A 23,355-nucleotide genomic window follows, 5' to 3' on the forward strand; every position below is an offset into this window, starting at 1 on the left:
TCTTATACTATTAGTTGTTCTTCTTAATATAAGTCAGTATCAGGAATATGCCAGATCCACGTGCTGTATGATGCCTGCCTGTCCGTCTTCATGAAGGAATACACCCGATGATCTTACTACGCCATTAATGCCGCTGCTTAACATATCTTTAGAATATGTAGAAAACTCTGTTCCGACTTCGCCAAGGTATATAGCTCCTACGTCTGCTTCTTTCAAGGTTAGAAGTTCATCTCTTCCGCTATCATCTTTGATCCAGACTTTAAGTGCTGCCCAGGTGTTCTCGTCATTTTCATCTATCCAGCCGTTATGATCCTCGTCAAGCTCGCGAAGTTCGCCAAATCCGTCACCTGTTGCTGCTCCAAACAGTTCGCTTCCATCACCTATTACGCCGTCACCGTTTCTATCCATTGCCAGAAATCCTGACCCCTGCCCCGGCATCTTAACGTTCTCCTTCTTGCCATCAAAGTCTAGGTCAAAATAAAACGACTGATCTGATATCTCACTGACATCGTTGCCTACATGTATTACCAAAGGATCCATTAATAATCCCTGCATAGCTCCAAGATTAAGCTCAGAATAGCTTATAAACTCTCTGGACATTCCAAAGTTAACATCAAAATCTATGATCCTTCCATCTTCTGTTACTGCTCTTCCTGCAGCACTAAACTCGGTAGCTTCTGCTTCATAGCTTGTAAGAGAATACGAGCTTGCACTTCTAAACAGCCCCGCATTGCCATCAGATATCGCATTTAACTGATTAGATATATTTCTGGAAAAAGAATCCCAGCCTTTCCCGCCAAGATTCTGGACGAGCTGAAGTATGATCCTAAGAAGATGAACATGGATCATATCCATTGAACTAAGATTATCCTCCTTAGTTTTAACTACAGGATCTTTAACTTCAATGTCATGATATGTTCCGGGATTCATATAAAGTCCTGAATTGTCCACGTCTAAAAGCTTCTTATCTTCGTCAGACCTTACATACGTATCACTGATCTTTTCAGCTTTTTCCTCCTTACTCGTCAGATTAAGACCTGATGATAGTCCAAAGGGCTTCATCACATCCTGAGATCTGTAAGTAGTATGCTCATGCTTACTACTTAATTCAATACTACTTGCTGCAATTCTCATAATAACGCCTCATGTCTTTCCGGAGGTGCTTTACAAGGATGTAATAAGCGCATTCTCAGAAGTACATGGATGTACTTCTATGCGCCATTTACAGGGATGTAATAAGCGCATTCTCAGAAGTACAGGGATGTACTTCTATGCGCCTTTTACAAGGATGTAATAAGTGCATTCTTAGAAGTACAGGGATGTGCTTTCTAATTAAACGCATCAAAAAAGCGCCTCCACAAAAATTTAAGTTACAATCTTCCGTGAAAGACGCTATCCTTAGCTTCTGGAACTCCGTCCCGTCAAAGATACCCGCTGATGTCCTTAGTAAAAATTATTACCACAACAACAATTCGAATACTGTAACGTAATTCCGTCGTTACATATCTTATATCGGAACTGCCTAATATATTTTTTATATTCGTTATAACCAAAAAAGCTGTACCAAATACAGCCAGACTGCCTAATAATATCAGATCTGTCCGCGAAGGATCTTCTCTGCATTCTCGACACGTTCTTTAGAAGGAGCCGGAGTACCTTCAAGTGTATACTTGATTCCAAGTTCCTTGAACTTATATACGCCAAGATTATGATAAGGCAGAACTTCAATCTTCTGGACATTACCAAGTGTCTCGATGAAGGCTCTTGTCTTTCTAAGTGCTTCATCATCATCTGTGATACCTGGAACCAGCACGTGTCTGATCCAGATAGGCTTATTAATATCAGAGAGATATCTCATTCCGTCAAGGATATTAGCATTATCATTGGCTGTAAGATCCTTATGAGCCTCGGGTTCAATATGCTTGATATCTACAAGAAGGAGGTCTGTAACCTTCATGAGCTCTTCAAATTTAGAGAAGAAAGGCTCCTGTCTTGTAAATGGCTGAAGAGCTGTATCAATGCAAGTATTGATTCCACGCTTTTTGGCCTTAGTAAAAAGCTCTAAAAGAAAATCTATCTGTAAAAGAGCCTCTCCACCGCTTACTGTTATGCCGCCATCATTGCCCCAATAAGTCTTGTAGCGCTCTGCCTTGTCTAAGAGCTCATCTGCATCAAGAAACTGTGTGTCTTCACGCTTTGGTGCCCATGTATCAACATTGTGGCAGTATCTGCATCTCATATTGCAGCCCTGAAGAAAAATAATATATCTAATGCCCGGACCATCTACAGATCCAAATGTTTCAATTGAATGTACTGCGCCTTTCATTTAGTCTCCTTTGTACTCAAACTTCCCACTTAATCAGTGAAAATAAATTATACCGCATCCTATTCCCAAATCAAGTGGGAACCTTCAGTTTTTAAAAAAGGACTGCAAAGATATTATGTTTCCTTGCAGTCCTTTTCTTATAAGCTTACGCTCTTAAAGTCTATTATAACGACACATTAGAGTGATTCGTGACATGTACGAGCAATAACGTCGAGCTGCTGCTCCTTTGTCAGGTTGATGAACTTAACAGCATAACCTGATACACGAATTGTGAAGTTAGCATACTCAGGCTTTTCAGGATGCTCCATAGCGTCGATGAGCTTGTCCTTACCGAATACGTTAACGTTGAGGTGGTGAGCACCCTGCTCGAAGTATCCATCAAGAACACCAACAAGCTTGTTAGCTCTCTCCTCATCATCGTGTCCAAGAGCTGAAGGGTTCATTGTCTGAGTATTAGAAATACCGTCAAGTGACCACTCATAAGGAACCTTTGCAACTGAGTTAAGAGATGCAAGAAGTCCGTTCTGCTCAGCACCGTAAGATGGTGATGCTCCAGGAGCGAATGATGTGTAAGCTGCTCTTCCGTCAGGTGTAGCACCTGTTGCCTTACCATAAACAACGTTAGATGTGATAGTAAGGATAGAAGTTGTAGGCTCAGAATCACGATATGTGTGGTGCTTTCTGATCTTTGTCATGAATGACTTAAGAAGATCTACACCGATCTGGTCTGCTCTGTCATCATCGTTACCATACTTAGGGAAGTCGCCTTCTACCTTGTAGTCGATAACAAGACCGTTCTCATCACGGATTGTCTTAACCTTAGCATACTTGATAGCTGAAAGTGAATCGATAACGTGTGAGAAACCAGCAATACCTGTAGCAAATGTACGACGTACATCTGTATCGATAAGAGCCATCTCAGCTGCTTCATAGTAGTACTTGTCGTGCATGTACTGGATGAGGTTGAGGATATTTACATAAAGACCTGCAAGCCAGTCAAGCATCTTGTCATATTTAGCCATAACTTCGTCGAAGTCAAGGTATTCAGATGTGATAGGTGCATAAGCAGGGCCTACCTGCATGTGCTTACCGTTCTTATCTGTGAACTTCTCATCAACACCGCCGTTGATAGCGTACAGAAGAGCCTTAGCAAGGTTAGCACGAGCTCCGAAGAACTGCATCTCCTTACCTGTCTGTGTAGCTGATACGCAGCAGCAGATTGAGTAGTCATCGCCCCAGATAGGACGCATAACATCATCGTTCTCATACTGGATAGAAGATGTTACAACTGAAATGTGAGCTGCATACTTCTTGAAGTTCTCAGGAAGTCTCTTGGAGTAAAGAACTGTAAGGTTCGGCTCCGGAGCAGGTCCCATGTTCTCAAGAGTATGAAGGAAACGATAGTCATTCTTTGTAACCATGTGACGTCCGTCTCCGCCAAGTCCACCAACTTCAAGAGTAGCCCATACAGGGTCACCAGAGAAGAGGTTGTTGTATGAAGGGATACGAGCAAACTTAACCATACGAAGCTTCATTGTGAAGTGGTCGATAAGTTCCTGTGCCTGCTCCTCTGTAAGAGTTCCCTCTTCGAGATCACGGTTGATGTAGATATCAAGGAATGTTGATACACGGCCAACTGACATAGCAGCACCATTCTGAGTCTTGATAGCTGCAAGGTAACCGAAGTATAACCACTGAACAGCTTCCTTAGCGTTCTTAGCAGGCTGTGAAATATCATAACCGTAAGAAGCAGCCATAGCCTTCATGCCCTTAAGAGCACGAACCTGCTCAGAGATCTCTTCTCTCTGACGGATAACGTTATCTGTCATTGTACCGTCGCCGCAGTTGTCAAAATCTTCCATCTTCTTAGCGATGAGGTGATCAATACCGTAAAGAGCAACTCTTCTGTAGTCGCCTACGATACGTCCACGACCATATGTATCCGGAAGACCTGTTACGATGTGGCTGTGACGAGCAGCTCTCATCTCAGGTGTATAAGCATCAAATACAGCCTGGTTGTGTGTCTTGTGATACTCTGTGAAGATCTTGTGGAATTTAGGATTTACTTCAAAACCATATGTTGAAGCAGCTTCCTCTGCCATCTTGATTCCACCGAATGGCATGAATGCTCTCTTAAGAGGCTTATCTGTCTGAAGACCTACGATCTGCTCAAGATCCTTAGTCTGCTCATCGATGTAGCCAGGGCCATAAGCTGTAAGACTAGAAACTACTTCTGTCTCACACTCAAGAACGCCACCGTTCTCACGTTCTTTCTTCTGAAGCTCCTGAAGCTTGCCCCATAATGTATCTGTAGCCTGAGTCGGTCCTGCAAGGAAAGACTCGTCGCCATCATACTGGGTGTAGTTGTTCTGGATGAAGTCACGTACATTGATATCTCCAATCCAGTGTGTTCCTTTGAAACTTCTCCATTCTTCTCGCATAAAGGTACTCCTTCTAGTGCCGTCATGCATGGAAATTTCCATGCTGAATTATTTGTTATATTTTTAACCAACGGCATGATTTTAACATGTTTGCTATTTACATGTCAATTAAGAACATAGACAACATTTTACTGTTTTTTTATATTTTTCTGCTGTTTTGCACAAAGATTTTTCAACATTTACTCAAATCCTTGTATTTATGAGTTTTTCCTTTAATTCTTTTACAATTTTTTCATACAATTTCGTTATGTTTTTATGATATTCTGTAAATTATTACTTCTATTTTTTTAATCTTGAACAAAACAGCTTCTGTATGTTTTTGTATAATAGTTAGAAATAGTTAATCGTACATTATCAGTGCATTTTATACAAAATATAGTCTTGTTATCGTATTTTTATAAACGTTATATGGCTTTTTGCGCTATTTTTTAACCTCATGTCACTCGCTTTTCATCTAAGAAACTCTTTTACAATGTCCTCCATATAAAAAAATCCCCCAAACAAGACCGTGGATATAATATCTCCAAAGTCCTATCTGAGGAATCATTATATTCTGACAATTCATAACTAAAACATCCCACTTGAATGGACCGGCATCCCCAAAGTCTTTACAAGGGCATGCAGTCTACTCAAGTGGGAAGTTTCTAATCTAATTCACATTGATCATTACATATTCAGATCTTGTGCCTGTTTTAAAATCAAGAGCCCAGTCTGATATTCCTGATGTTACTATGAAATCCGTATCGCTGATTCTCTCATATCCATACGTCCTGTCATTGACTCCTGTAAGTTCGCCTACATATTTAATGGCAAGAAGCTGTCCTCCATGAGTATGACCCGATACTACAAGATCCGATGCGCTAGCACTTTCATTCTCATAATCTGTAGGCTCATGATCCAGTACTATTATGTACTTATCATCGCTCACATCCTGTAACAGGTCATCAATATCAAGTCTTGGCTCTGTAATATAGTCTTTCCTGCCTGCAATACATATATTATCAATAGTTACGATCTCATCTTCCAGAACCCGTACATTATTTTTGATAAGCTCATCCTCAAGATCCTGTGCGGTAAAATCTCTGCCACCAAATGTATGCTTGTCATGATTGCCATATACGAAGAACACACCATATCTAAGATCAAGCGTTCCCATAGCTTCACATGCTCTGACCATATCTGTCCGCACAGAGTCATTGTCAACGAAGTCTCCTGCTATAAGGAGCATATCAGGAGATGCCTGTTCTATCTCTTCAAGCCAGGCAGCAAATCCCTCTCCGTCAAAGGTGGTTCCAAGATGAGAGTCTGCGATAAGCGCAATATGAAGATCCTGTATATCCTTGTCCGTTTTTAGGTTATAATCAGTCCTCCATACGTTGTGGCACATATAATATGCCCCCGATAGATAGACGATGGATACTGCTATTGCAAGCCACCCTTGAAGATATACCTTAGATCTGCCAGTAGATACGCTACTACTCTTAGTACCGTGTACCTTATCTACAATTCTTACTATAAGACCTGATATCAGGAAAAAGAATATCACGTATATAAGAATAGTTATAGCATTAACCATCCCCATGAAAGCTGCAAATCCCGCAAAACACAAGATAACAACAAGCGCAGCATTGAGCTTTTGCTGCCACTTCCTGTCAAATCTTGTAAAAGCTCTAAATCTACTGACTACATTAATAAGATAAACAGCACCTACAATACTGATAACTATAGTAACAATAAATATCGCAAACCACATACGAACAGCTCCGCTTCTAAATACAAGGCAATAACAGCATCATATAGTAAGCAACCTAAGAAAATGCGCTATTTCAGTCATCAAATACCCTATAAACCAGCATTATATTACCGGCATAAGACATTTTCTAAAGTCATTTACTATAGTCTTCACTAATTTCATTAACATCATTATTTACATCATCAGACTTACTAATTGCCGGCTCATCCTTTTTATCGGCATCATCTGTTTTATCGGCATCACCTGTTTTATCAAAAAGATCATCATTAGTAATCTTCATCATATCTTCCGGCTTAAGGTCTTCTATCCCTGCAATCCTTGATGCCTGATTAGTGATGATCTCCTCGAAGAGATTTCGTATCTCACGGGCATTAGCAAAGTTACCGTTAGAGGCAAGCTTTCTCTGGGTGATAAGCTCTTTGACATGCTGCTTTGTATCATCTTCTATGACATAGTCATATTTCTTGCAGTTCATATCGAATATATCCATAAGCTCATCTATTGTATAATCAGGGAACTCGATATATTTATTGAACCTGCTCTTAAGACCCGGGTTGGAGTTTATGAATTTCTCCATAGGCTCTGTATAGCCTGCAACAATGACAACAAGATCATCTCTGTGATCTTCCATTGCCTTAAGTATAGTATCTATAGCTTCCTGGCCGAAGGCGTCATCTTTTTGTGACAGAGCATAGGCTTCATCTATAAACAAGACTCCGCCCATAGCCTTCTTAATAAGCTCCTGAGTCTTAATAGCAGTCTGACCTACATAGCCTGCTACAAGGCCGGAACGGTCTGTCTCAACGAGCTGACCCTTGGACAGAACACCGATATTCTTATATAGTTTTGATATAATACGGGCAACAGTAGTCTTACCTGTTCCGGGATTGCCTGTAAATACAAGATGAAGTGATACAGGAACTGATTTAAGACCGGCATCTTTTCTTGTCTTCTGGATCTTAACAAAGTTAGTAAGTTCCTTGACATCTGCCTTTATAGTATCAAGACCTATAAGCTTATCAAGAGTCTCCATTGGATCTTCTTCAGGCTCTTTGGGTTCTTCGTTCTTAGCATCCGCTTCTTCTGAATTAGAAACATTGTCCTTGGTAGCAGGCCTTACCCCATTGGCACTGGCTTCATTTACTTTGGTATTGAATTCATTAAGTGCGTTCTTTGCATCCGCAAGAGGATCCTCAGTACCAGAAGAAATGTTCATTCCTCCCTGAGTCTTTACGGGCGAAGAATCTAATCTGCTATCAAAAGAACTTTTCGATCCTGTATTACTCCCACTTCCAAAAAAATCCCCGTACAGCCCCCCAAGCATACCGCTTTGTGTATTCTGAATCTTATTCAAAACATCTTCAAGTTTTTCTCTTTCCCTTTTATCCATTTATTCATACCTCTTTTGGCTTATTATCTTTTGATAATACCATAAATCTTCGCAGTCGTGAACAAACGCCGCCCCTTGCAGCTACACTTTAATAGATAGCAGCAAGGAACGGCGTTTGTTTTTGAAAGATTATGTTTGGCTCTGTATCTTATCCGTTCTTAACCTTGAACTTATCAATAAGATCATTGAGCATACTGGACTCTTCGGAGAGCTGCTGTGATACAGCACTTGACTCTTCAGCGGTAGCAGAGTTACTGGATACAACATTGGATATCTGCTCGATACCTTCTGTTATCTGCTCCATGCTTGTAACCTGATCCTTGGCCATGTTGCCGGAAGTTGTCATCATCTCTGATACATGATTTACAGATTCTACAACAAGTTCAAGGGCAGCCTTGGTCTCATCAACAACTTCATTACCATTGGATATCTCATCCATAGTATCGCTTATGAGCTGATGCGTGTTCTTGGCAGCTTCTGATGACTGGTTGGCCAGCTGGCTTATCTCGCCAGCAACAACTGCAAAGCCTTTACCTGCATCACCTGCACGGGCAGCTTCAATAGAAGCGTTAAGTGCAAGGAGCTGTGTCTGCTTGGCAATAGCTTCTATAGAATTAGTAACAAGCTCTATCTCCTTGGAAGCTTCTGTGATCCTGGTCATTGCATCTGTAACAAGATGCATCTTACGTGCAGATGTATCAACATCTTCTTTAACCTTCTGAGCCATCTCATTGGACTGCTCAGCTGCATCTGCTACGTTTCTCGTCTGCTCAGTTACTGTCGAAACAGATGCTGTTAGCTGCTGGATCGCTGCTGCCTGATCAGTAGCGCCTTCAGCAAGGGCTGTAGCGCCTTCTGACATATTCTGAGCACCTGCAGATACCTGTGAAGAGGATTCTCTTACTTGAGCAAGCGTTGTAGATAGCCTGTCAGCTATATCTTCAAGAGCATCTTTGATAGGTGTATAGTCTCCAATATAAAGCTTGGGATTATCAGTTCCTTTGGTAAAATCACCCGTTGCCATCCTGCCAAGAGATTCACTTATATCAGATACAATAGAAGCGGTGTACCTTGTAGACTTTCTAAGGTCATGTGCAAGTTCTCCAAGTTCATCTTCAGCCCTGTATTCAATGTTGATATCAAGTTTACCTTCTGACATATCACGAGCAGCAGTCCTTACTTCATCAACAGGTTCTACTATACTCTTTGCAAGAGCACTTCCACCGCTTGCAATAAACAGAACTGTTGTGAGAATTATAAGTAATGAAAGAGCTGCAGAAACACCTGTTGTAATTAGAGTCCTTGTATATACAGCCTGACCATGCTCTGCTATCTCTTGGGATACAGTCTTAAGATCCGATGCTACATCATTAATAGAAGGATATAAAGTTCCGTCAAAATACTCGAAGATATCTTCATTGGTAGAATGTCCGTCCGAGAACATACCTTCAAGTGTCTTACCATTGGATTCTACTACCGCAAGATGCTCATAGAACTGATTGATCATGGTCTCATTATCGTAAACCTTGGATAGTTCTTCCTTATATCCGTTAAAATCAGAGAACGCTTCTGATATCTTCTCAAGTTCCGACGTTCTTACTTCTTCTGTTGTTGCGGACAATGCCCACAGGAAATGTTTGGACAAAGCCTGTATATCTATTCTTATCTCACCCTGAATATTATCAGCTTTAAGATCTCTTGAATAGATAGAATAGACTCCCCATACAGCAGTAACTATTGTAACTACCATAAAAGCAATTACAAGTGCAAATCTTATACTTGCATTTCTGAAAATCCCTGATACTTTGCTAGCTACTGACTGATTTTTTAGTTTATTTTTGTCAGCTGCAATTAATCCTTTGATATTCATAATGTACCTCCGGCTCCTTTTTGCCTGGAATAGAAAAGATTGAAAAATAAAGAACTAAAGAATCCATACATCATTTTTATCGGCTATAATCAGCATTTCTTAACATATATATTTTTTTAAAAGAAAAAACTTAATAAAAGATATTTTTATGCCGATACAACTAGTGGCTCGGTTTATAAATTTGCTATATTTATGCTCAAAAATAATTGCTTCATCTATGGAAAAAGTATTGTTACGAGGAATAAGTCATGTTTTCCTTAGCCAATACCAATTGTTTATTTTCATAACTGTTTTTTCAGAAACGATTTTTTTATCAGAAACACGGATCCAATATTTATTAAAAGCTCTGATTATTCGAGCAAAAGGAGTATGTATGCTTAGAAAAATGAATCTCAGAATGAAAATGCTTCTCGGAATCCTTCCCATTGTTGCAATCGCGCTAATACTTGTAACTTATATTAGTGTGACCAGATTCACTTCCGCATATCAGAATCTGACTACAGACAAGGCTATGCAGACACTTAAAGCCAATGCCAATTCTGTAAATGTAACATTGGAAACTCTGCGCAATACTGCAACAGTTCTGTCCAATGAAGTTGGTACAAGCTACGAATATACAGATCTTGATCAATATGAAGAAATCTTTGGCAATGTAATAAAAGGCAATGATGTAATATCCGGTGCCGGTATATGGTTTGCAAGAGGCGTATATAAAAATCAGGAATATGCAGGCCCCTACTGGTACAAAGATGGAGATACCATCGTATATACAGATGAATATTCCAATGCGGAGTATGATTATTTTACCCAGGAATATTATACAAATGCTGTATCCATGACTACACTTGATGCCTCGATCACGGATCCTTACTATGATGAAGCAAGCGGCACTATCATGGCTACATGCTCTGCTCCTATATTCAGTGCAAGCGGAGAATGCATAGGATGTATTACAGTTGATACAGTTCTTAATTCTATCCAGGATATGGTATCTTCCATGTCCCTTGGTACATTATCACATCCTATACTCCTGTCATCACAGGGCGTATATCTATATGATGTTGATGAATCAAAAACTGCAACTGCTCTTAATATAGCTGATGATCCTTCAATGTCACATGTTGCAGAAAGTCTGCTTGCTAACGAAAGCGGCGTAGGCGGATTTGAAGGATCTGACGGCGAATATATATACTTCTACGATACTATTCCGGAAGTTAACTGGAAGCTTTGTATCACTTTGGCTCAGTCAGAACTTGACGCATCCAGAATCGAGACTAGAAATCTTCTTATGGCTATATGTGCAGTATCAGTAATCTTCTGTGCTGTTGCTATCCTCCTTCTGGTTAATATAATTGCCAAGAGTGTCAATAATGTTAAGACATTTGCAGGTCATCTTGCAGAAGGCGACTTTACAGTTAGTAAGATCAATAATAAGAGCGGCGATGAACTTGGTCAGATGGCAGAATCACTCAATGCGATGTATGAAAGCAACAAGGGCGTCATCACTCAGGTATCGGATGAATCTGAAAAAATTGATGAAGCAAGTGCTACTCTTGAAGGCATGGCTAATCAGCTTACTAATGAATTCCAGAATATCCAGTCCAATATGACAGGCGTTAATGATGCTATGATGAGCGCATCAGCTGCCACAGAGCAGGTTAATGCATCTGTCGAAGAAGTAAATGCATCAGTTCAGCTTCTTGCAAGTCAGGCTGATGAATCCAGAGGTCTTGCTGAGGATATCCAGAAGAGAGCCAAAGATATTGAAGAGAGCTCAAAATCAGCTTATGACCATGCTATCCAGATCGCTCAGGAACGTGAAGCAGATATCGAGACAGCTAACTCTCAGGCAGATGTCGTACAGCAGATCGGATCACTTGCTGACTCTATCGCTGAGATAGCTGATCAGATCAACCTCCTGTCACTTAATGCTTCTATCGAAGCTGCCCGTGCAGGTGAACATGGTAAAGGATTTGCAGTTGTTGCAACAGAGATCAATAAACTTGCAGGCGATACAGGCGCAGCTGTAGGTGAGATTCAGAATACTGTAGCAGGTGTTCAGGAAGCCTTCTCCAATCTTCTTAGTGCAACCAACGAGCTTCTTACTTTCCTGAAAGAAACTGTTACACCTGACTATGATAACTTCGTTAATGTAGCTCAGCAGTACGGCGCTGATGCTGATTCCTTCGGACAGACATCAACATCCATCGCTGAGATGGTCGGAACTATACACGGTGCTATGAGCGAAGTAAGCTCAGCTATCCAGAATATCACAGAATCTACTCAGGATACAGCATCCAGATCATCTGAGATCACAGATACTGTCAACACAGTATCCGAAGTTGTTGATAATGTAACTGATATGTCCAGCAAGCAGTCAGTTATCGCCAAGAACCTTGCAGGTGTTGTTGCCAAGTTCAAGCTTCGCTGATATATACACAAAAAAGTATAATAAGAGCACACAAAGTCCCTGTCACATATAAGCGACAGGGACTTTTTATGAGGGGTATTAAGAAAGGGTGTATCGCAGCTAATAATGCAATACGCCTACAGCTATTACCTTATTTTATCAACAGCTGTGATTATAGCTTCACTTATTATATCTATTTCATCTTCCGTATTATCACCAGAAAGAGATATCCTGATACAGCTCCTTGCTCTGTCAGCATCAAGCCCCATAGCTGTAAGTACATGACTTGGCTCAACGGACTCAGTGTTACATGCAGCTCCCGTTGATACGCATATACCGTTAAGATCTAATAAGAGCATGAGAGCTTCTCCGGATACGCCCTCAAAGCCAAGATTTATGATCCCTGGATAATTGTTTACAGGATCGCCATTTATCCACATTCCTTCAACTTCACGCAGGTTTTCTAAAAGGCGTTTTCGAAGTTTCTCTACCTTTTGTATATTTCTATCAAGATTCGAGGTACTATCTTCTAGTGCTGCTGCCATAGCTACTATCCCAGGAACATTCTGAGTACCGGGGCGTTTTGTTTTCTCCTGACTTCCTCCATACATAAGATTGGCTACAGGTATTTTTGCATCTGCATATAAGACTCCGATTCCTCTTGGACCTCCAAATTTATGCCCGGATAGTGAGAGCATGGATATTCCCTGCTCTTTTACATCAATATCTATATGTCCTGCAGCAGCAACTCCGTCTGAGAAAAATAATATACCTCTTTCCTTGCATATATGCCCTATTTCAGTAATAGGAGCCATAGTTCCAACTTCATTATTAACTGACATCGCGCAGACCATGCAGGTATCTTCTCTGATAGCTTCTTTAAGTTTTGACACGGACATGCGCCCTGTTCTATCTACCGGAAGGAGTGTGACTTCAAGGCCTTCCTTCTCAAGCATAGGAGCGCAGTTTAGTACTGCATGGTGTTCTGCATTTGATATAATAATATGGCGCTTACCATTACGCTTTCCATATGCGGCTCCTGTCAAAATAGCCTGATTGTCTGCCTCTGTTCCTCCTGAAGTAAAATAGATTTCAGAGCTTGATGCTCCGATGCACTTTGCAATCCTCTGCCTTGCATCTTCCAGGATGCGCGCCGCCTCACGTCCGCATATATGCACGCTCGACGGATTCCCATAATAGTCTTTCATGCACCTTGTCATCTCCATAAGTGCATGCTCTGTGATAGGTGTAGTTGAAGCATAGTCTGCATATATTCTGTCCATTTTATACTTAAGTCTCTCTTTCTTATACAAATCATAAATAGTACGGCTTCTTGAACGTAAATTACAGAAGCACGCATTTACTGCGCTTTTCATGATACAATGATTCAGTAGTCAAATAGCTTCATCGATGAAACCGATTTACCCCATATTTGATACATTAACCCCAGCAATATGACTCGAGGCCAGTATGTTATTAAAACGCAAAAAGAAACGTTATATTAAAGTCACACTTGATACAGATGTGCTCTACGACGGTCTTTGGGACACCCTTCCCATCGCAGAAGATATCATTATTCAAAAAAGTATAGAGTTTTTTAATGACAAAGAGCCCTGCGCCATACACCGGGGCGCCGTACAGATACGCCTTATTGCAGAGCTTGACAATATGCTTTCAGATCCCCAATTTAAAGATCTTTTTTGCGCTTATACAGGTTTTCCAGGGCAGTGCGAGCTTTCATTTTCACAGCAATAAACTAAAAGCAAGTACAAAGAAAAAAACACTGTATGACAGCTTGATAAATGGAAGGATCTTAAGTGACAGATGTGATGCTGACATTACATTTTGGCCTTTGGATACGAATATTACCAATAGTAACATAGGGATGCACATTGCTATAAGGTAGATTACAAGATCCCCTGTAAGTCCTGTTCCATATACACCATTATGTCCTGCCATATAGATAAGCGTTGCCAGATACACCTGCCCTGTGCATAGGAATTCTCCTGCAGATATCACTATTCCAAGGACAAAGAGCATGGGATATAAAAGCCATCCTTTTGTCCCCGATAGTTTCTTTATCATGTTATGATTCCATCTTCTAAAGTCTTCCGGAAGTCTTAGCTTCTCCTTGCCATAATCATGTCTACAGACGTGGACAAAATCTGCCAGATAAAAAAGTCCAAAGCAGGTAGATACTACTGCAAAGACTATATTAACTGCAACATATACTGTTCCAAATACCCTGCCTTGTATAAAGCCAAGAAGTGTTCCAATAGATAGTCCCAGTACAAGATATGTTATAAACTTACCGGCAAGATAAGATATACTTCCTTTACCAAAGCTTCTCCCTGACATTAGAAGCACAGATAAGACCATGATCAGCATGGATAGTCCGCAAGGATTAAGTCCATTTATAAATCCGGTTACAATTAGCTTTAATTTAGAAATTCTTACATCTTCTTTTTCTGTACTAAGGTTAGATACTACCTCATCCCAGGAACCTGCCAAGCCTGCATCTGCCAGATAGTTAAGAGTATCTTTCCTTATAGCGTCCGCTCCTGACAAGTACCCTGTTTTGAAAAAAAGAATCGGAACCTGCTGCAAATTATCAGGAACTTCATACAGCTTCATAATCTTTCTTAGAACCGCCGTATTATCGCCTTCCATTATGTTATAGATAAGGAGCTTTTGCTTATCGAAGGCTAGAGCGCTTTGAAGATACTTTTCTGCTTGTGTGCAGCCTTCGCAGGAAGTTGTTACAAACAATATAAGCACCGTGTCATCATCTTCTATACTTGATAAATCTTTATATATGGCAAAATCACCTTCGATACTTGATAAATCTTTATATATAGCAGTTTCAGATTCATTTTCAAACATATGCTCAATGTCTTGTACGCTTGAACCTGAATAAGGCTCTAGCACCTTATCCTTATAAGAATTCCTGTCATTTTCTATATCCCCGCCGCTTTGTAAAGTCTTAGCTACTTCCTCACTAATCTCCTCATATGTACCAAGATATACTTCCCCATTAACTATTGCAGCAGGCAGATCATGTATACCAATACTAAGTCCGTATTTTTCTATTATTTCTTCAAAATGTGATGCGCCGCTTTCTTTGTAGACATTATAAACAGTGCACTTATAATCCGTAGTGCCTTGTTTCGACAGTTTATCAAGTACTTCCTGAGTGAATTTTTCTTCTTCATTACAGCTTTCACAAGGAGCTAGGACATATAGTTCTATACCGGTCTTTGAATCATCAAGGTCTTTATCATCATAGCCATTTGCATTTTTTATCGCCCTATATCCCATAAATAATCCGGTTATAGTCAAAATGATCAGTCCCAAAACTACCAGTGTAAGTTTTGATTTTTTTGATATACTCATATCCGCTTCCGCTTATTTACTCAAACTTCTCAAGTCATAAAATGATTAACAGTGTAGCAATGATTCTTATACTGACTAAACCTGTAAAGACTTTGGGAATGCTGGTTCGTCCAAGTTGGAAGTTTGAGTTATTTAAAGTTTTGCAAGTGCACCTTATGGAAAAACCGGTCAGGAATCCCTAACCGGTTTTTCTTTTAATAAAAATTGTCCTTAGTTACCGGCTGCAGCCATGTATGCGTCATAACCGCGCTGATATGTAGCAATATATTCATCTACGCCCATAGCCTCAAGTTTCTCGATATAAGCATCCCAATCCTTGTCTATATCAAGGCTTCCATCGATGAACTGTACCTGTGCCTGGCTGACATAACCACCAATTGTAAGTGTACCTTCTGTGATGATCTTGGCATCCTCACCTTCGAATGCAAGATTAGGAACAAGTGTATCGTCTGCAGGAGCATACTGGCTATAGAGTTCTGCCCACTGCTGTAACCAGTATTCACCGGAATGATCAGGATCCGGAACTCTTAATGAAGCTCTCTCAACAGCAGGTGAACGCTGGATCATAGCATCAGGAGTATAACGATAGTCTGCGTATGTCTTAGGAAGACCGCCATCCTTGACATAGTCATAGTCTTCAGGAAGCTTGTAGGTTTCATATGTAGGAGTACCGCCGCCAAGGGATACACCTTCTGTTGTATAGTTCCAGCCAATACCTTCAGGGCCGCCGCCAATATGACGAGCAGCATCTTCTGAAGCCATGAAATCAAACAGTGCTACTACGATCTCAGGATATTTGCATGTAGAAGATATTGTTCCAAGGCATCCTTCAAAATATGTCTGTACACAGCGTGCAGAGTATCTTACACCATCAGGTCCTGCAACAGGAGCAAGTATCTCCCAGTTCTGCCACTCACCGTCTTTTTCCTGCCAGAACTCATCACATGACATACCGCCGCCAGGGTACATGGCAACTTTATTAACTTCTGATGCATCTACCTTAGCCTCAAACTGTGTGTTGTCCTGAAGGAATACCTGGTTATCAAGAAGTCCTTCCTCAAAGAGCTTGTGCATATAGCGAAGTCCTTCTCTGTATTCATCTTTCATTGCAGCGTATTCTATCTTGCCGTCATTTACAACCATACCGCCTGCAACTGTCGGATTAGTGTTGCTAAGAGGGTTAACACTCTGGGTAAAAGAGTTGATCATCCATACTGTAGGATCACTAGCCCAGCCGCCGATGTATCCGCTCATAGGAACTTCATCATCTATACCGTTGCCGTTGGCATCATCTTCTTTGACCATCTTAAGGAAGTTGTAGAGCTCTTCTGTTGTCTCCGGGAGCTTGCCGCCAAGGTACTTGTCAACCCATGGCTTATAGATGTACATACGGTGCTGATACTGACAATGGAAGCACTCATTGTCACCGCCATATGTATAAATATGTCCATCGCCCATGGTAAGATCTGCTTTTCTCATAGGGCTCTGCTCATTGAGCCAGTTCCAGTTGTCCATCTGACTCAGCATATCCTCAAGCGGAATGATAAGTCCCTGGTCACCATAAGAAGTAACCTCTGCCTTGGTCCAGCCTGTACGAAGGAAGAAGTCAGGCATGGAATCAGGATCAGTCATGATAAGATTGAGCTTCTGAGTTGCTTCATCTCCTGTAAGGTCATAGATATAATCAAGATGAATATTGGTCTGCTCCTCGATCCAGTCGTTAACCCAGTTGTCCTGATAACTTGTAACACTCTGATCTGGGTTATTTACAAATACTGTAAGTGTGAGCTTTTCTTTAAGTGGGAACACCACATCCTTGGGTGAGCTAAAGTTAAAAGCATCTGAATCCCCGTTTGCAGCTTGCGTGCCAGAGCCGCCTTCACTCCCTGCGCCTGATCCGCAGCCTGCAATGGAGCCTGTCATGAGTGTAAGCACAGACAATGCTGTCAGTGATTTTTGTAACAATTTAGTCCTCTTCATAAACTTTCCTCCTATTTTTATAAACGGATGTCACATACAAGACTCCGTTTTTTATCCTTTTACGGAACCTATCATAACGCCCTTAACGAAGTACTTCTGTACAAACGGATATACGATCATAAGCGGAAGTGTGCTGACAATTATCGTTCCATACTTGAGCATCTCACCAAGATACTGGTTCTTCCTGATCGTCTCCGGGTCGATATTACTCTGGTTCAAGTTGACCTGTGATAATAACAGGATCTTTCTAAGCACCAGCTGAAGCGGATACTTGTCCTGAGAATTAAGATAGATCATAGGTCCAAAGTATGAGTTCCAGAGTCCTACTATTACCCACAAAGACAGTACTGCAATAATAGGTGTAGACAGTGGAAGTACTATTGTTATAAAAAATCTAAAGTCAGAACACCCATCCATTTCTGCAGCCTCATACAATTCTTTTGGTATAGTATTGGCAAAAAAGGTACGGGCAACAATGATATTGTAGGCACTAACTGCCCCCGGTAGTACAACAGCCCAGATAGTGTCCATCATACCAAGATTCTTGATAAGCAGATAAGTAGGTATAAGACCACCGGAGAACATCATGGTAAAAAGTATGATGAACATATATATCTTCTTACCTCTGAAATCATCCCTTGAAAGCGGATATGCTGCAAGAAGCGTCATCACCATGCTTATGGCAGTGCCAACAACAGCATAGATTATGGAATTAAGATAGCCTGTCCAGATACTCTGGTACTTAAATACTGCCTTATAACTTTGCAGAGTAGGTTCTACAGGCAGGAGCTTAACTTTGCCGGTCATAAGAGCATTACCTGAGCTGAAGGAACAACTGATGATGTATATGATCGGATACAAAACTGCCACAAGAAGCAGCGCCAGCAAAATGTAATTGATAAAGTATACAACACTATCCTGTGATATCTTTTTATGATTCATAGCTAACCTCATGTCGCGAGTGAAACGAGTGACTAATGGTTCAAATTGATGGAGCTCGCGTCATCAATTTGAGTTTGAAAGTGGAACACTTTCAAACTTATACTCTCTTTCTATATTCATGATGCAAGTATCAAAAGTTCCTTTTGATACTTACGTCATATTTATGTTTCTGATTACAGATCATATGGCGTCACAAGTCACTTTGGACACCTACATCATTTATATAAGTGCACAGATACTCTTATAGATATACGATCAAAGAAAACCATTGCCTGAAAGCTTATCTGCAATCTTATTAGTAATCAGAATCAAAATAAGACCTACCAGCGACTGGAAAAGACCTATCGCTACAGAATATGGAAAATCCGGGAATGTTGATACCAAAGACACTTTATAGGAATAGGTACTGATAACCTCTGAAACAGATATGTTGTTCTGATTCTGCATAGCAAGGATCTTCTCATATCCTATGTTCAAAGTTCCTCCCATATTCAGTATCAGCATGATAACTGCTGTAGGAATAATAGCCGGAATATCCACATACCAGATTCTTTGAAGAAGAGTTGCTCCGTCAATGATAGCTGCTTCATGCTGCTCCTGATCTACACCTGCAAGAGCTGCCATGTATATGATTGCTCCAAAGCCAACACCCTGCCATACACCTGACCATACATAAAGTGATGAGAAGAACTTGGAATCTCCCAAAACATTAATTCCAAAATTGCCGAACAGGAAATTACCAAGAACACCTGATCTGTTATCAAAGATCATGTTGATGATACCTACAAATACAACTGTAGAAATAAAGTACGGACAATAACTGATCATCTGAACAGTCTTTTTAAATACAACATTCTTGGCATAGTTTAAGGATATTGCCAAAATGATAGAACATGGCATACTTACCAGCATCGAGTACATCGACAGAACAACTGTGTTACGAAGACATTCTCTAAAGTTATAGTTCTGAAAGAATCTGATAAAGTTATTGAATCCATGATGTGATGCCCAAGGACTCCCCCAGATACCAAGGCTCACCTTATAATCTTTAAACGCCAGTATTATTCCATACATAGGTGCATATGCAAAGATAAACAGCATAATGATTGGAAGTGTTATCATTGCATATAACTGCCAGTGCCCCCTAAAATACTGCCCGAAAGATCTGCGCTTATTGGTACAGACTTTTTCTTCTTTTTGCATTTTGGTTTCAAGCTCCTCTTTACTTATCATGTCCACCCGGGATACTGTCATACCACTTTCATACCTCCCATCTTTGAATTGTTAACTTTAGATTTCCGCCGGGACGGTGCAGCATTCTCAAAGGCATTGCAGGGGTGGGCAGAATATAGATCAATTCCACGCTATAATTGTTTTATAAATTCAAGGCATGATATCTGGAGCTTTTTATTCTGGGGTCCAAACTCGCTTCGCTCAGACATGTGGACCCCTGGCAGAATAAAAATCTCCATCTATCACGCTCTTGAATTTTTATAAAACAATTAAAAGCGTGAAATTGATCTATATTCTGCCCGCCCCTGCAATGCCTTTGAGAATGCTGCACCGTCCAAGTGAAAGTTCGAATTATTATTCTATGACTAATTTCACACATTTTATTTCAAAAATAAATCTTCACTTTTTATTTTCGTTTATGCATTTCTTAATGTGCTCTAATGCCCTAAATTACTGATAAAATAAAAAAGCGGGCAATATAAAAACACCCGGTCTTTTTATGCATCTAAATGCAGATATTCATTTTTTCATTTTACTTATTCATTTCTTCATTTGCTTTTTATATACACATCTACCCCAAACACCAGTCCTTATTACCTCACTTCCTACTTGAACAATATATTTCACCCCCTTGTAGCTGTGATGGCAATGGGTGTTTATAAAGTCTTTTCTCGTTCTTTTGAAGGTTTTATAAAATTCAAGAGCGTGATAGATGGAGCTTCATATTCCGCATGGGGTCTGCATGTTCGAGCGAAGCGAGTTTCAGACCCCGGAATATGGAGCTTCAGATATCATGCCTTGAATTTATAAAACCTTCAAGACGAGAAAAAACTTTATAAACACCCAATGCCATCACAGCTGCAAGGGGGTGAAATATATTGTTCTAGTAGGGCATCCACTCTTAAACCCTGCGATACTCGGATGCGCTGCTGCCGGTTACTCGTTTGAAGGCTCTGCAGAAGGAGTTGGAGGATCCATAACCTGTTGCCTGAGATATCTGGCCCACTGTCATGGATGTGTTTTTTAAAAGACCTTTTGCTTTTTCTATTCTGACGTTTTCTACATAGCTTGAGAAGTTAACTCCCGCAGATGTTTTAAATAGCGATGACAGATACGGAACACTGATACCGAATTTATCTGCAACCATAGTAAGTGACAGATCCTGGTCGCCATAATTGGCATCAATAAATGCCACGATCGCCGGCATCATCTTCCCGGCTTCCATATCTTTCATTTCATTTACATGTGCACATAGTCTTCGATACAGTCCCAGTGTGTTAGTAATCTGTTCAAGGATTGGACTTTGATGATTTTTCTCAAGCTCGCAGTAGTATTTTTGAGTCTCTGATTCTTCAAGTTCAAGGCCCACTATGATCCTGAACAATATCGCCTGTAATTCATTAAGAAGCACCTGCTCAAGCCATGCCGGGAGATTATTTTCAAATATATATTCTGTCATGATCTCTTTAAGAGCATCATGAAGTCCCTGCTCATCACCTGATGTGACCAGTCTTGTAAGTCTTACAGACAGCTCAAAATAAGGGAAAGCTGCTGCCATTTTACCTTTATTATTTTGATACCAGATGATATGATTGGCTATCTGACCTTTTTCATTCATGAATGTAAATACTGCGTTGTGGTAGGATTCATAGATATCTTCCACACGATCTACTGTCGTTCCTCCATATACCAGCATCCTATCAGCAAGATCTCCGGGAAGTTCGTTTCTTATATGCATGATCTTCTCTCCTGCTTCAGATGTGACCATATCTCTTGACTCTTTCGATGTACTTAATATCACAGATACCTGAGCTTCACCTGTAACAGCATAAAGGCATTCTGGCAATACTTTTTGTATTATTTCTATAAGAGATAGAATATATGTGTTTTGGAGGTCAACACTGTTTTGCTCATCGCCTTCAAGGAAGGTAACTCTAAAGATGAGTACTGTGAATACTTTGCCTCTGTATTCAAAGCCAAGGCGTCTTTCCAGCCAGTCATATTCTCCTTGTGATAGCGGATTACCAAACAAAAGCCTATTTACAATTGTTGTTCTTATATAAGGTTTTTGCTCCTCCATCATCTCTATAAGATCCGAATTCACATTTCCAAGATATTGGAAAACATCATTTAGGCCTGAGTATGCAGAACCTTGTTCTTCTTTTTTGTGCGTAATGTTAAGAGATTCTTTTAAAAGCTTAGTCAAAGGAGTAGCCGATCTTGCAGACATGTGCCAGCAAAGGCCAAGACCAACCGCTGCTGCCAAGAGGATAAACACTGTCAGACTGATCATACTCGTAGTCTGTCTTGCATTAAACTGCACTACAGGAAGCAGTGAACAGTATGTATACCCAGATGGTGATTCATAACGAAGTGCTATATATTTTTTGCCATCAAGAAGGACAGATAGCTTTAATATCCCATCTGTATCAGCAGTATCTATATTGCCGCCTTGACATAGTTCATCCAAGAGGCTGCTTTCTGCCTGTAATACAAGGCCATACGCATTTTCTGACGGAGAGTCTGCGAATCTGCAATAGATAATATCTCCGGAATCGTTCAGGATATATTGAAGTCCCTCTTTTTCCGGAACCGGCATAAGACTTGCAAGAACATTCTCTTCAAAGAATATCCGAACATAGCCGCTGCTGGTATCGTATCCGTTGTTGGGAAGAGGACATGAATATGCAAGAAGTTCGATAGATCTTTCATCTTTACATCTGTACTTTTGAGCCCTGCTTACGCCTTTTACCAGCTGAGTAGTAAGATATTCATCCCAGTCTTCAAAACTCAGATCTTCTTCACGCCTTAAATACAAGTTATAAAAATCCTTGTAATCATATGCGATGCTGTCATTAATGACAGTTCTACTTTTATCAAAGAAAATATAGTATCCGTAAACAGAACTGTTAATTCTGGTTGGATTAAAGAGCTTATCCTGAAGATTTTTGACTTCATTAGTATTTGGGAATTCCAGAACTTTATCCTGAAATCTGAAGATATTCACTGCAGGAAGTCCCGCAAGCATACCGGAAAATGAGTCAAGTTCCTCCATAAAATTATCCACAAGTGTAGCATTATGAATAAGCTCAGTTTTCTTCTCCCTAATGTCATCCTCGCTTATGACAGAGAGCATTCTGACATAGTAACTACAGCATATTACAAGTGGAATGAATAAAACGATAAAATAAGTCAAAAAATACTGCAACAGGATCTGTTTGTCAGTACTTCTTTTTTTATTTCTTCTCATATAACTTTCTCCCCCCATAACTATACTTTCATTTAGGCGTTTGCGAAACGCCAAAAGCCGCATAAATACGGCATTTTTATTGCAATAAAAATGAATAACCCCTCACCGGATATGGTAAAATAGAGTTGTCCAAAAACTACCTACCAACACTCAAGAAAGGAGTTATTCTGATATATATGATACCATACAAACAGCTTTCTTTGGCTGATATTTATTCAGACTGCCAGGATAAATTTGAAAATGACAAGCCTGCATTTCTGTCTCTATTAGAAACCTATATCGATCTTGATGAAATTATTCCGATTTCCTTTAGAAATCATTTCTATGCATCAACGGGAAGATCCCGTAAATACCCTTTAAAAGCTCT

14 protein-coding genes and 1 pseudogene are annotated in these 23,355 nt (G+C 40.3%); 3 read left to right on the forward strand and 12 right to left on the reverse strand.

Annotation, left to right across the window (positions count from 1 at the left end):
• Positions 1-39: 39 nt before the first annotated feature.
• The 6 genes from BMX21_RS11765 to BMX21_RS11790 form a co-directional block, all read right to left on the reverse strand.
• Positions 40-1,134, reverse strand: coding sequence for a hypothetical protein (locus tag BMX21_RS11765; RefSeq protein ID WP_092044577.1), 1,095 nt, complete (start codon positions 1,132-1,134; stop codon positions 40-42).
• A 457-nt stretch (positions 1,135-1,591) separates the two neighbouring features.
• The gene (gene pflA, locus BMX21_RS11770; RefSeq protein WP_092044580.1) at positions 1,592-2,326 is read right to left on the reverse strand and encodes a pyruvate formate-lyase-activating protein; all 735 of its coding nucleotides are present in this window, start codon (positions 2,324-2,326) and stop codon (positions 1,592-1,594) included.
• A 176-nt stretch (positions 2,327-2,502) separates the two neighbouring features.
• Entirely contained in the window at positions 2,503-4,767 is a 2,265-nt protein-coding gene (pflB, locus tag BMX21_RS11775) for a formate C-acetyltransferase (protein ID WP_022753699.1), read from the reverse strand.
• Positions 4,768-5,416: 649 nt separating this feature from the next.
• The gene (locus tag BMX21_RS11780) at positions 5,417-6,520 is read right to left on the reverse strand and encodes a metallophosphoesterase (RefSeq protein WP_092044583.1); all 1,104 of its coding nucleotides are present in this window, start codon (positions 6,518-6,520) and stop codon (positions 5,417-5,419) included.
• Positions 6,521-6,653: 133 nt separating this feature from the next.
• Positions 6,654-7,910 (reverse strand): AAA family ATPase, encoded by a 1,257-nt coding sequence (locus BMX21_RS11785; protein WP_092044586.1) that lies wholly within the window; start codon positions 7,908-7,910, stop codon positions 6,654-6,656.
• 148 nt (positions 7,911-8,058) lie between these two features.
• Complete coding sequence (locus BMX21_RS11790; RefSeq protein ID WP_092044589.1) at positions 8,059-9,780, reverse strand: methyl-accepting chemotaxis protein; 1,722 nt, start codon at positions 9,778-9,780, stop codon at positions 8,059-8,061.
• Between the two features lie 373 nt (positions 9,781-10,153).
• Between BMX21_RS11790 and BMX21_RS11795 the strand changes: the two genes are divergently transcribed.
• On the forward strand, positions 10,154-12,211 hold the full coding sequence (locus tag BMX21_RS11795; RefSeq protein ID WP_177174021.1) for a methyl-accepting chemotaxis protein: 2,058 nt from the start codon (positions 10,154-10,156) through the stop codon (positions 12,209-12,211).
• A 125-nt stretch (positions 12,212-12,336) separates the two neighbouring features.
• On the opposite strand, the gene BMX21_RS11800 is transcribed toward BMX21_RS11795, so the two are convergent.
• Entirely contained in the window at positions 12,337-13,473 is a 1,137-nt protein-coding gene (locus BMX21_RS11800) for a cysteine desulfurase family protein (protein WP_092044593.1), read from the reverse strand.
• Between the two features lie 187 nt (positions 13,474-13,660).
• Between BMX21_RS11800 and BMX21_RS11805 the strand changes: the two genes are divergently transcribed.
• Positions 13,661-13,945 carry a hypothetical protein gene (locus BMX21_RS11805; protein WP_092044595.1) on the forward strand — a complete coding sequence of 95 codons (285 nt, stop codon included), beginning with the start codon at positions 13,661-13,663 and terminating at the stop codon, positions 13,943-13,945.
• On the opposite strand, the gene BMX21_RS11810 is transcribed toward BMX21_RS11805, so the two are convergent.
• From BMX21_RS11810 to BMX21_RS11830, 5 genes are all read right to left on the reverse strand, one after another.
• Positions 13,934-15,583, reverse strand: a complete 1,650-nt coding sequence (locus BMX21_RS11810; RefSeq protein ID WP_092044598.1) for a cytochrome c biogenesis CcdA family protein — start codon at positions 15,581-15,583, stop codon at positions 13,934-13,936. The two genes, BMX21_RS11805 and BMX21_RS11810, sit on opposite strands and share 12 nt — an antisense overlap.
• Positions 15,584-15,793: 210 nt before the next feature.
• Positions 15,794-17,563: a type 2 periplasmic-binding domain-containing protein gene (locus BMX21_RS11815; protein ID WP_092044601.1), complete on the reverse strand. Its 1,770-nt coding sequence runs from the start codon at positions 17,561-17,563 to the stop codon at positions 15,794-15,796.
• Between the two features lie 51 nt (positions 17,564-17,614).
• A complete protein-coding gene (locus BMX21_RS11820; protein WP_092044604.1) occupies positions 17,615-18,505 on the reverse strand; it encodes a carbohydrate ABC transporter permease in 891 nt (296 codons plus the stop codon).
• Positions 18,506-18,760: 255 nt separating this feature from the next.
• The gene (locus BMX21_RS11825; RefSeq protein ID WP_242952915.1) at positions 18,761-19,759 is read right to left on the reverse strand and encodes an ABC transporter permease; all 999 of its coding nucleotides are present in this window, start codon (positions 19,757-19,759) and stop codon (positions 18,761-18,763) included.
• 880 nt (positions 19,760-20,639) lie between these two features.
• Positions 20,640-22,988 (reverse strand): AraC family transcriptional regulator, encoded by a 2,349-nt coding sequence (locus BMX21_RS11830; protein WP_177174022.1) that lies wholly within the window; start codon positions 22,986-22,988, stop codon positions 20,640-20,642.
• A gap of 176 nt (positions 22,989-23,164) precedes the next feature.
• Here BMX21_RS11830 and BMX21_RS11835 point away from each other — a divergent pair.
• Positions 23,165-23,355 (forward strand): annotated as a pseudogene (locus BMX21_RS11835) (ISNCY family transposase); the annotation flags it as partial.

This window comes from Butyrivibrio sp. TB, from assembly GCF_900110805.1.
Lineage (GTDB): Bacteria > Bacillota > Clostridia > Lachnospirales > Lachnospiraceae > Butyrivibrio > Butyrivibrio fibrisolvens_C.

Excerpts from the sequence above, each read along its gene's own strand:
- BMX21_RS11765 (WP_092044577.1), bottom strand. The coding sequence starts at position 1,134 with ATGAGAATTGCAGCAAGTAGTATTGAATTAAGTAGTAAGCATGAGCAT.
- pflA (WP_092044580.1), bottom strand. The coding sequence starts at position 2,326 with ATGAAAGGCGCAGTACATTCAATTGAAACATTTGGATCTGTAGATGGT.
- pflB (WP_022753699.1), bottom strand. The coding sequence starts at position 4,767 with ATGCGAGAAGAATGGAGAAGTTTCAAAGGAACACACTGGATTGGAGAT.
- BMX21_RS11780 (WP_092044583.1), bottom strand. The coding sequence starts at position 6,520 with ATGTGGTTTGCGATATTTATTGTTACTATAGTTATCAGTATTGTAGGT.
- BMX21_RS11785 (WP_092044586.1), bottom strand. The coding sequence starts at position 7,910 with ATGGATAAAAGGGAAAGAGAAAAACTTGAAGATGTTTTGAATAAGATT.
- BMX21_RS11790 (WP_092044589.1), bottom strand. The coding sequence starts at position 9,780 with ATGAATATCAAAGGATTAATTGCAGCTGACAAAAATAAACTAAAAAAT.
- BMX21_RS11795 (WP_177174021.1), top strand. The coding sequence starts at position 10,154 with ATGCTTAGAAAAATGAATCTCAGAATGAAAATGCTTCTCGGAATCCTT.
- BMX21_RS11800 (WP_092044593.1), bottom strand. The coding sequence starts at position 13,473 with ATGGACAGAATATATGCAGACTATGCTTCAACTACACCTATCACAGAG.
- BMX21_RS11805 (WP_092044595.1), top strand. The coding sequence starts at position 13,661 with ATGTTATTAAAACGCAAAAAGAAACGTTATATTAAAGTCACACTTGAT.
- BMX21_RS11810 (WP_092044598.1), bottom strand. The coding sequence starts at position 15,583 with ATGAGTATATCAAAAAAATCAAAACTTACACTGGTAGTTTTGGGACTG.
- BMX21_RS11815 (WP_092044601.1), bottom strand. The coding sequence starts at position 17,563 with ATGAAGAGGACTAAATTGTTACAAAAATCACTGACAGCATTGTCTGTG.
- BMX21_RS11820 (WP_092044604.1), bottom strand. The coding sequence starts at position 18,505 with ATGAATCATAAAAAGATATCACAGGATAGTGTTGTATACTTTATCAAT.
- BMX21_RS11825 (WP_242952915.1), bottom strand. The coding sequence starts at position 19,759 with ATGACAGTATCCCGGGTGGACATGATAAGTAAAGAGGAGCTTGAAACC.
- BMX21_RS11830 (WP_177174022.1), bottom strand. The coding sequence starts at position 22,988 with ATGAGAAGAAATAAAAAAAGAAGTACTGACAAACAGATCCTGTTGCAG.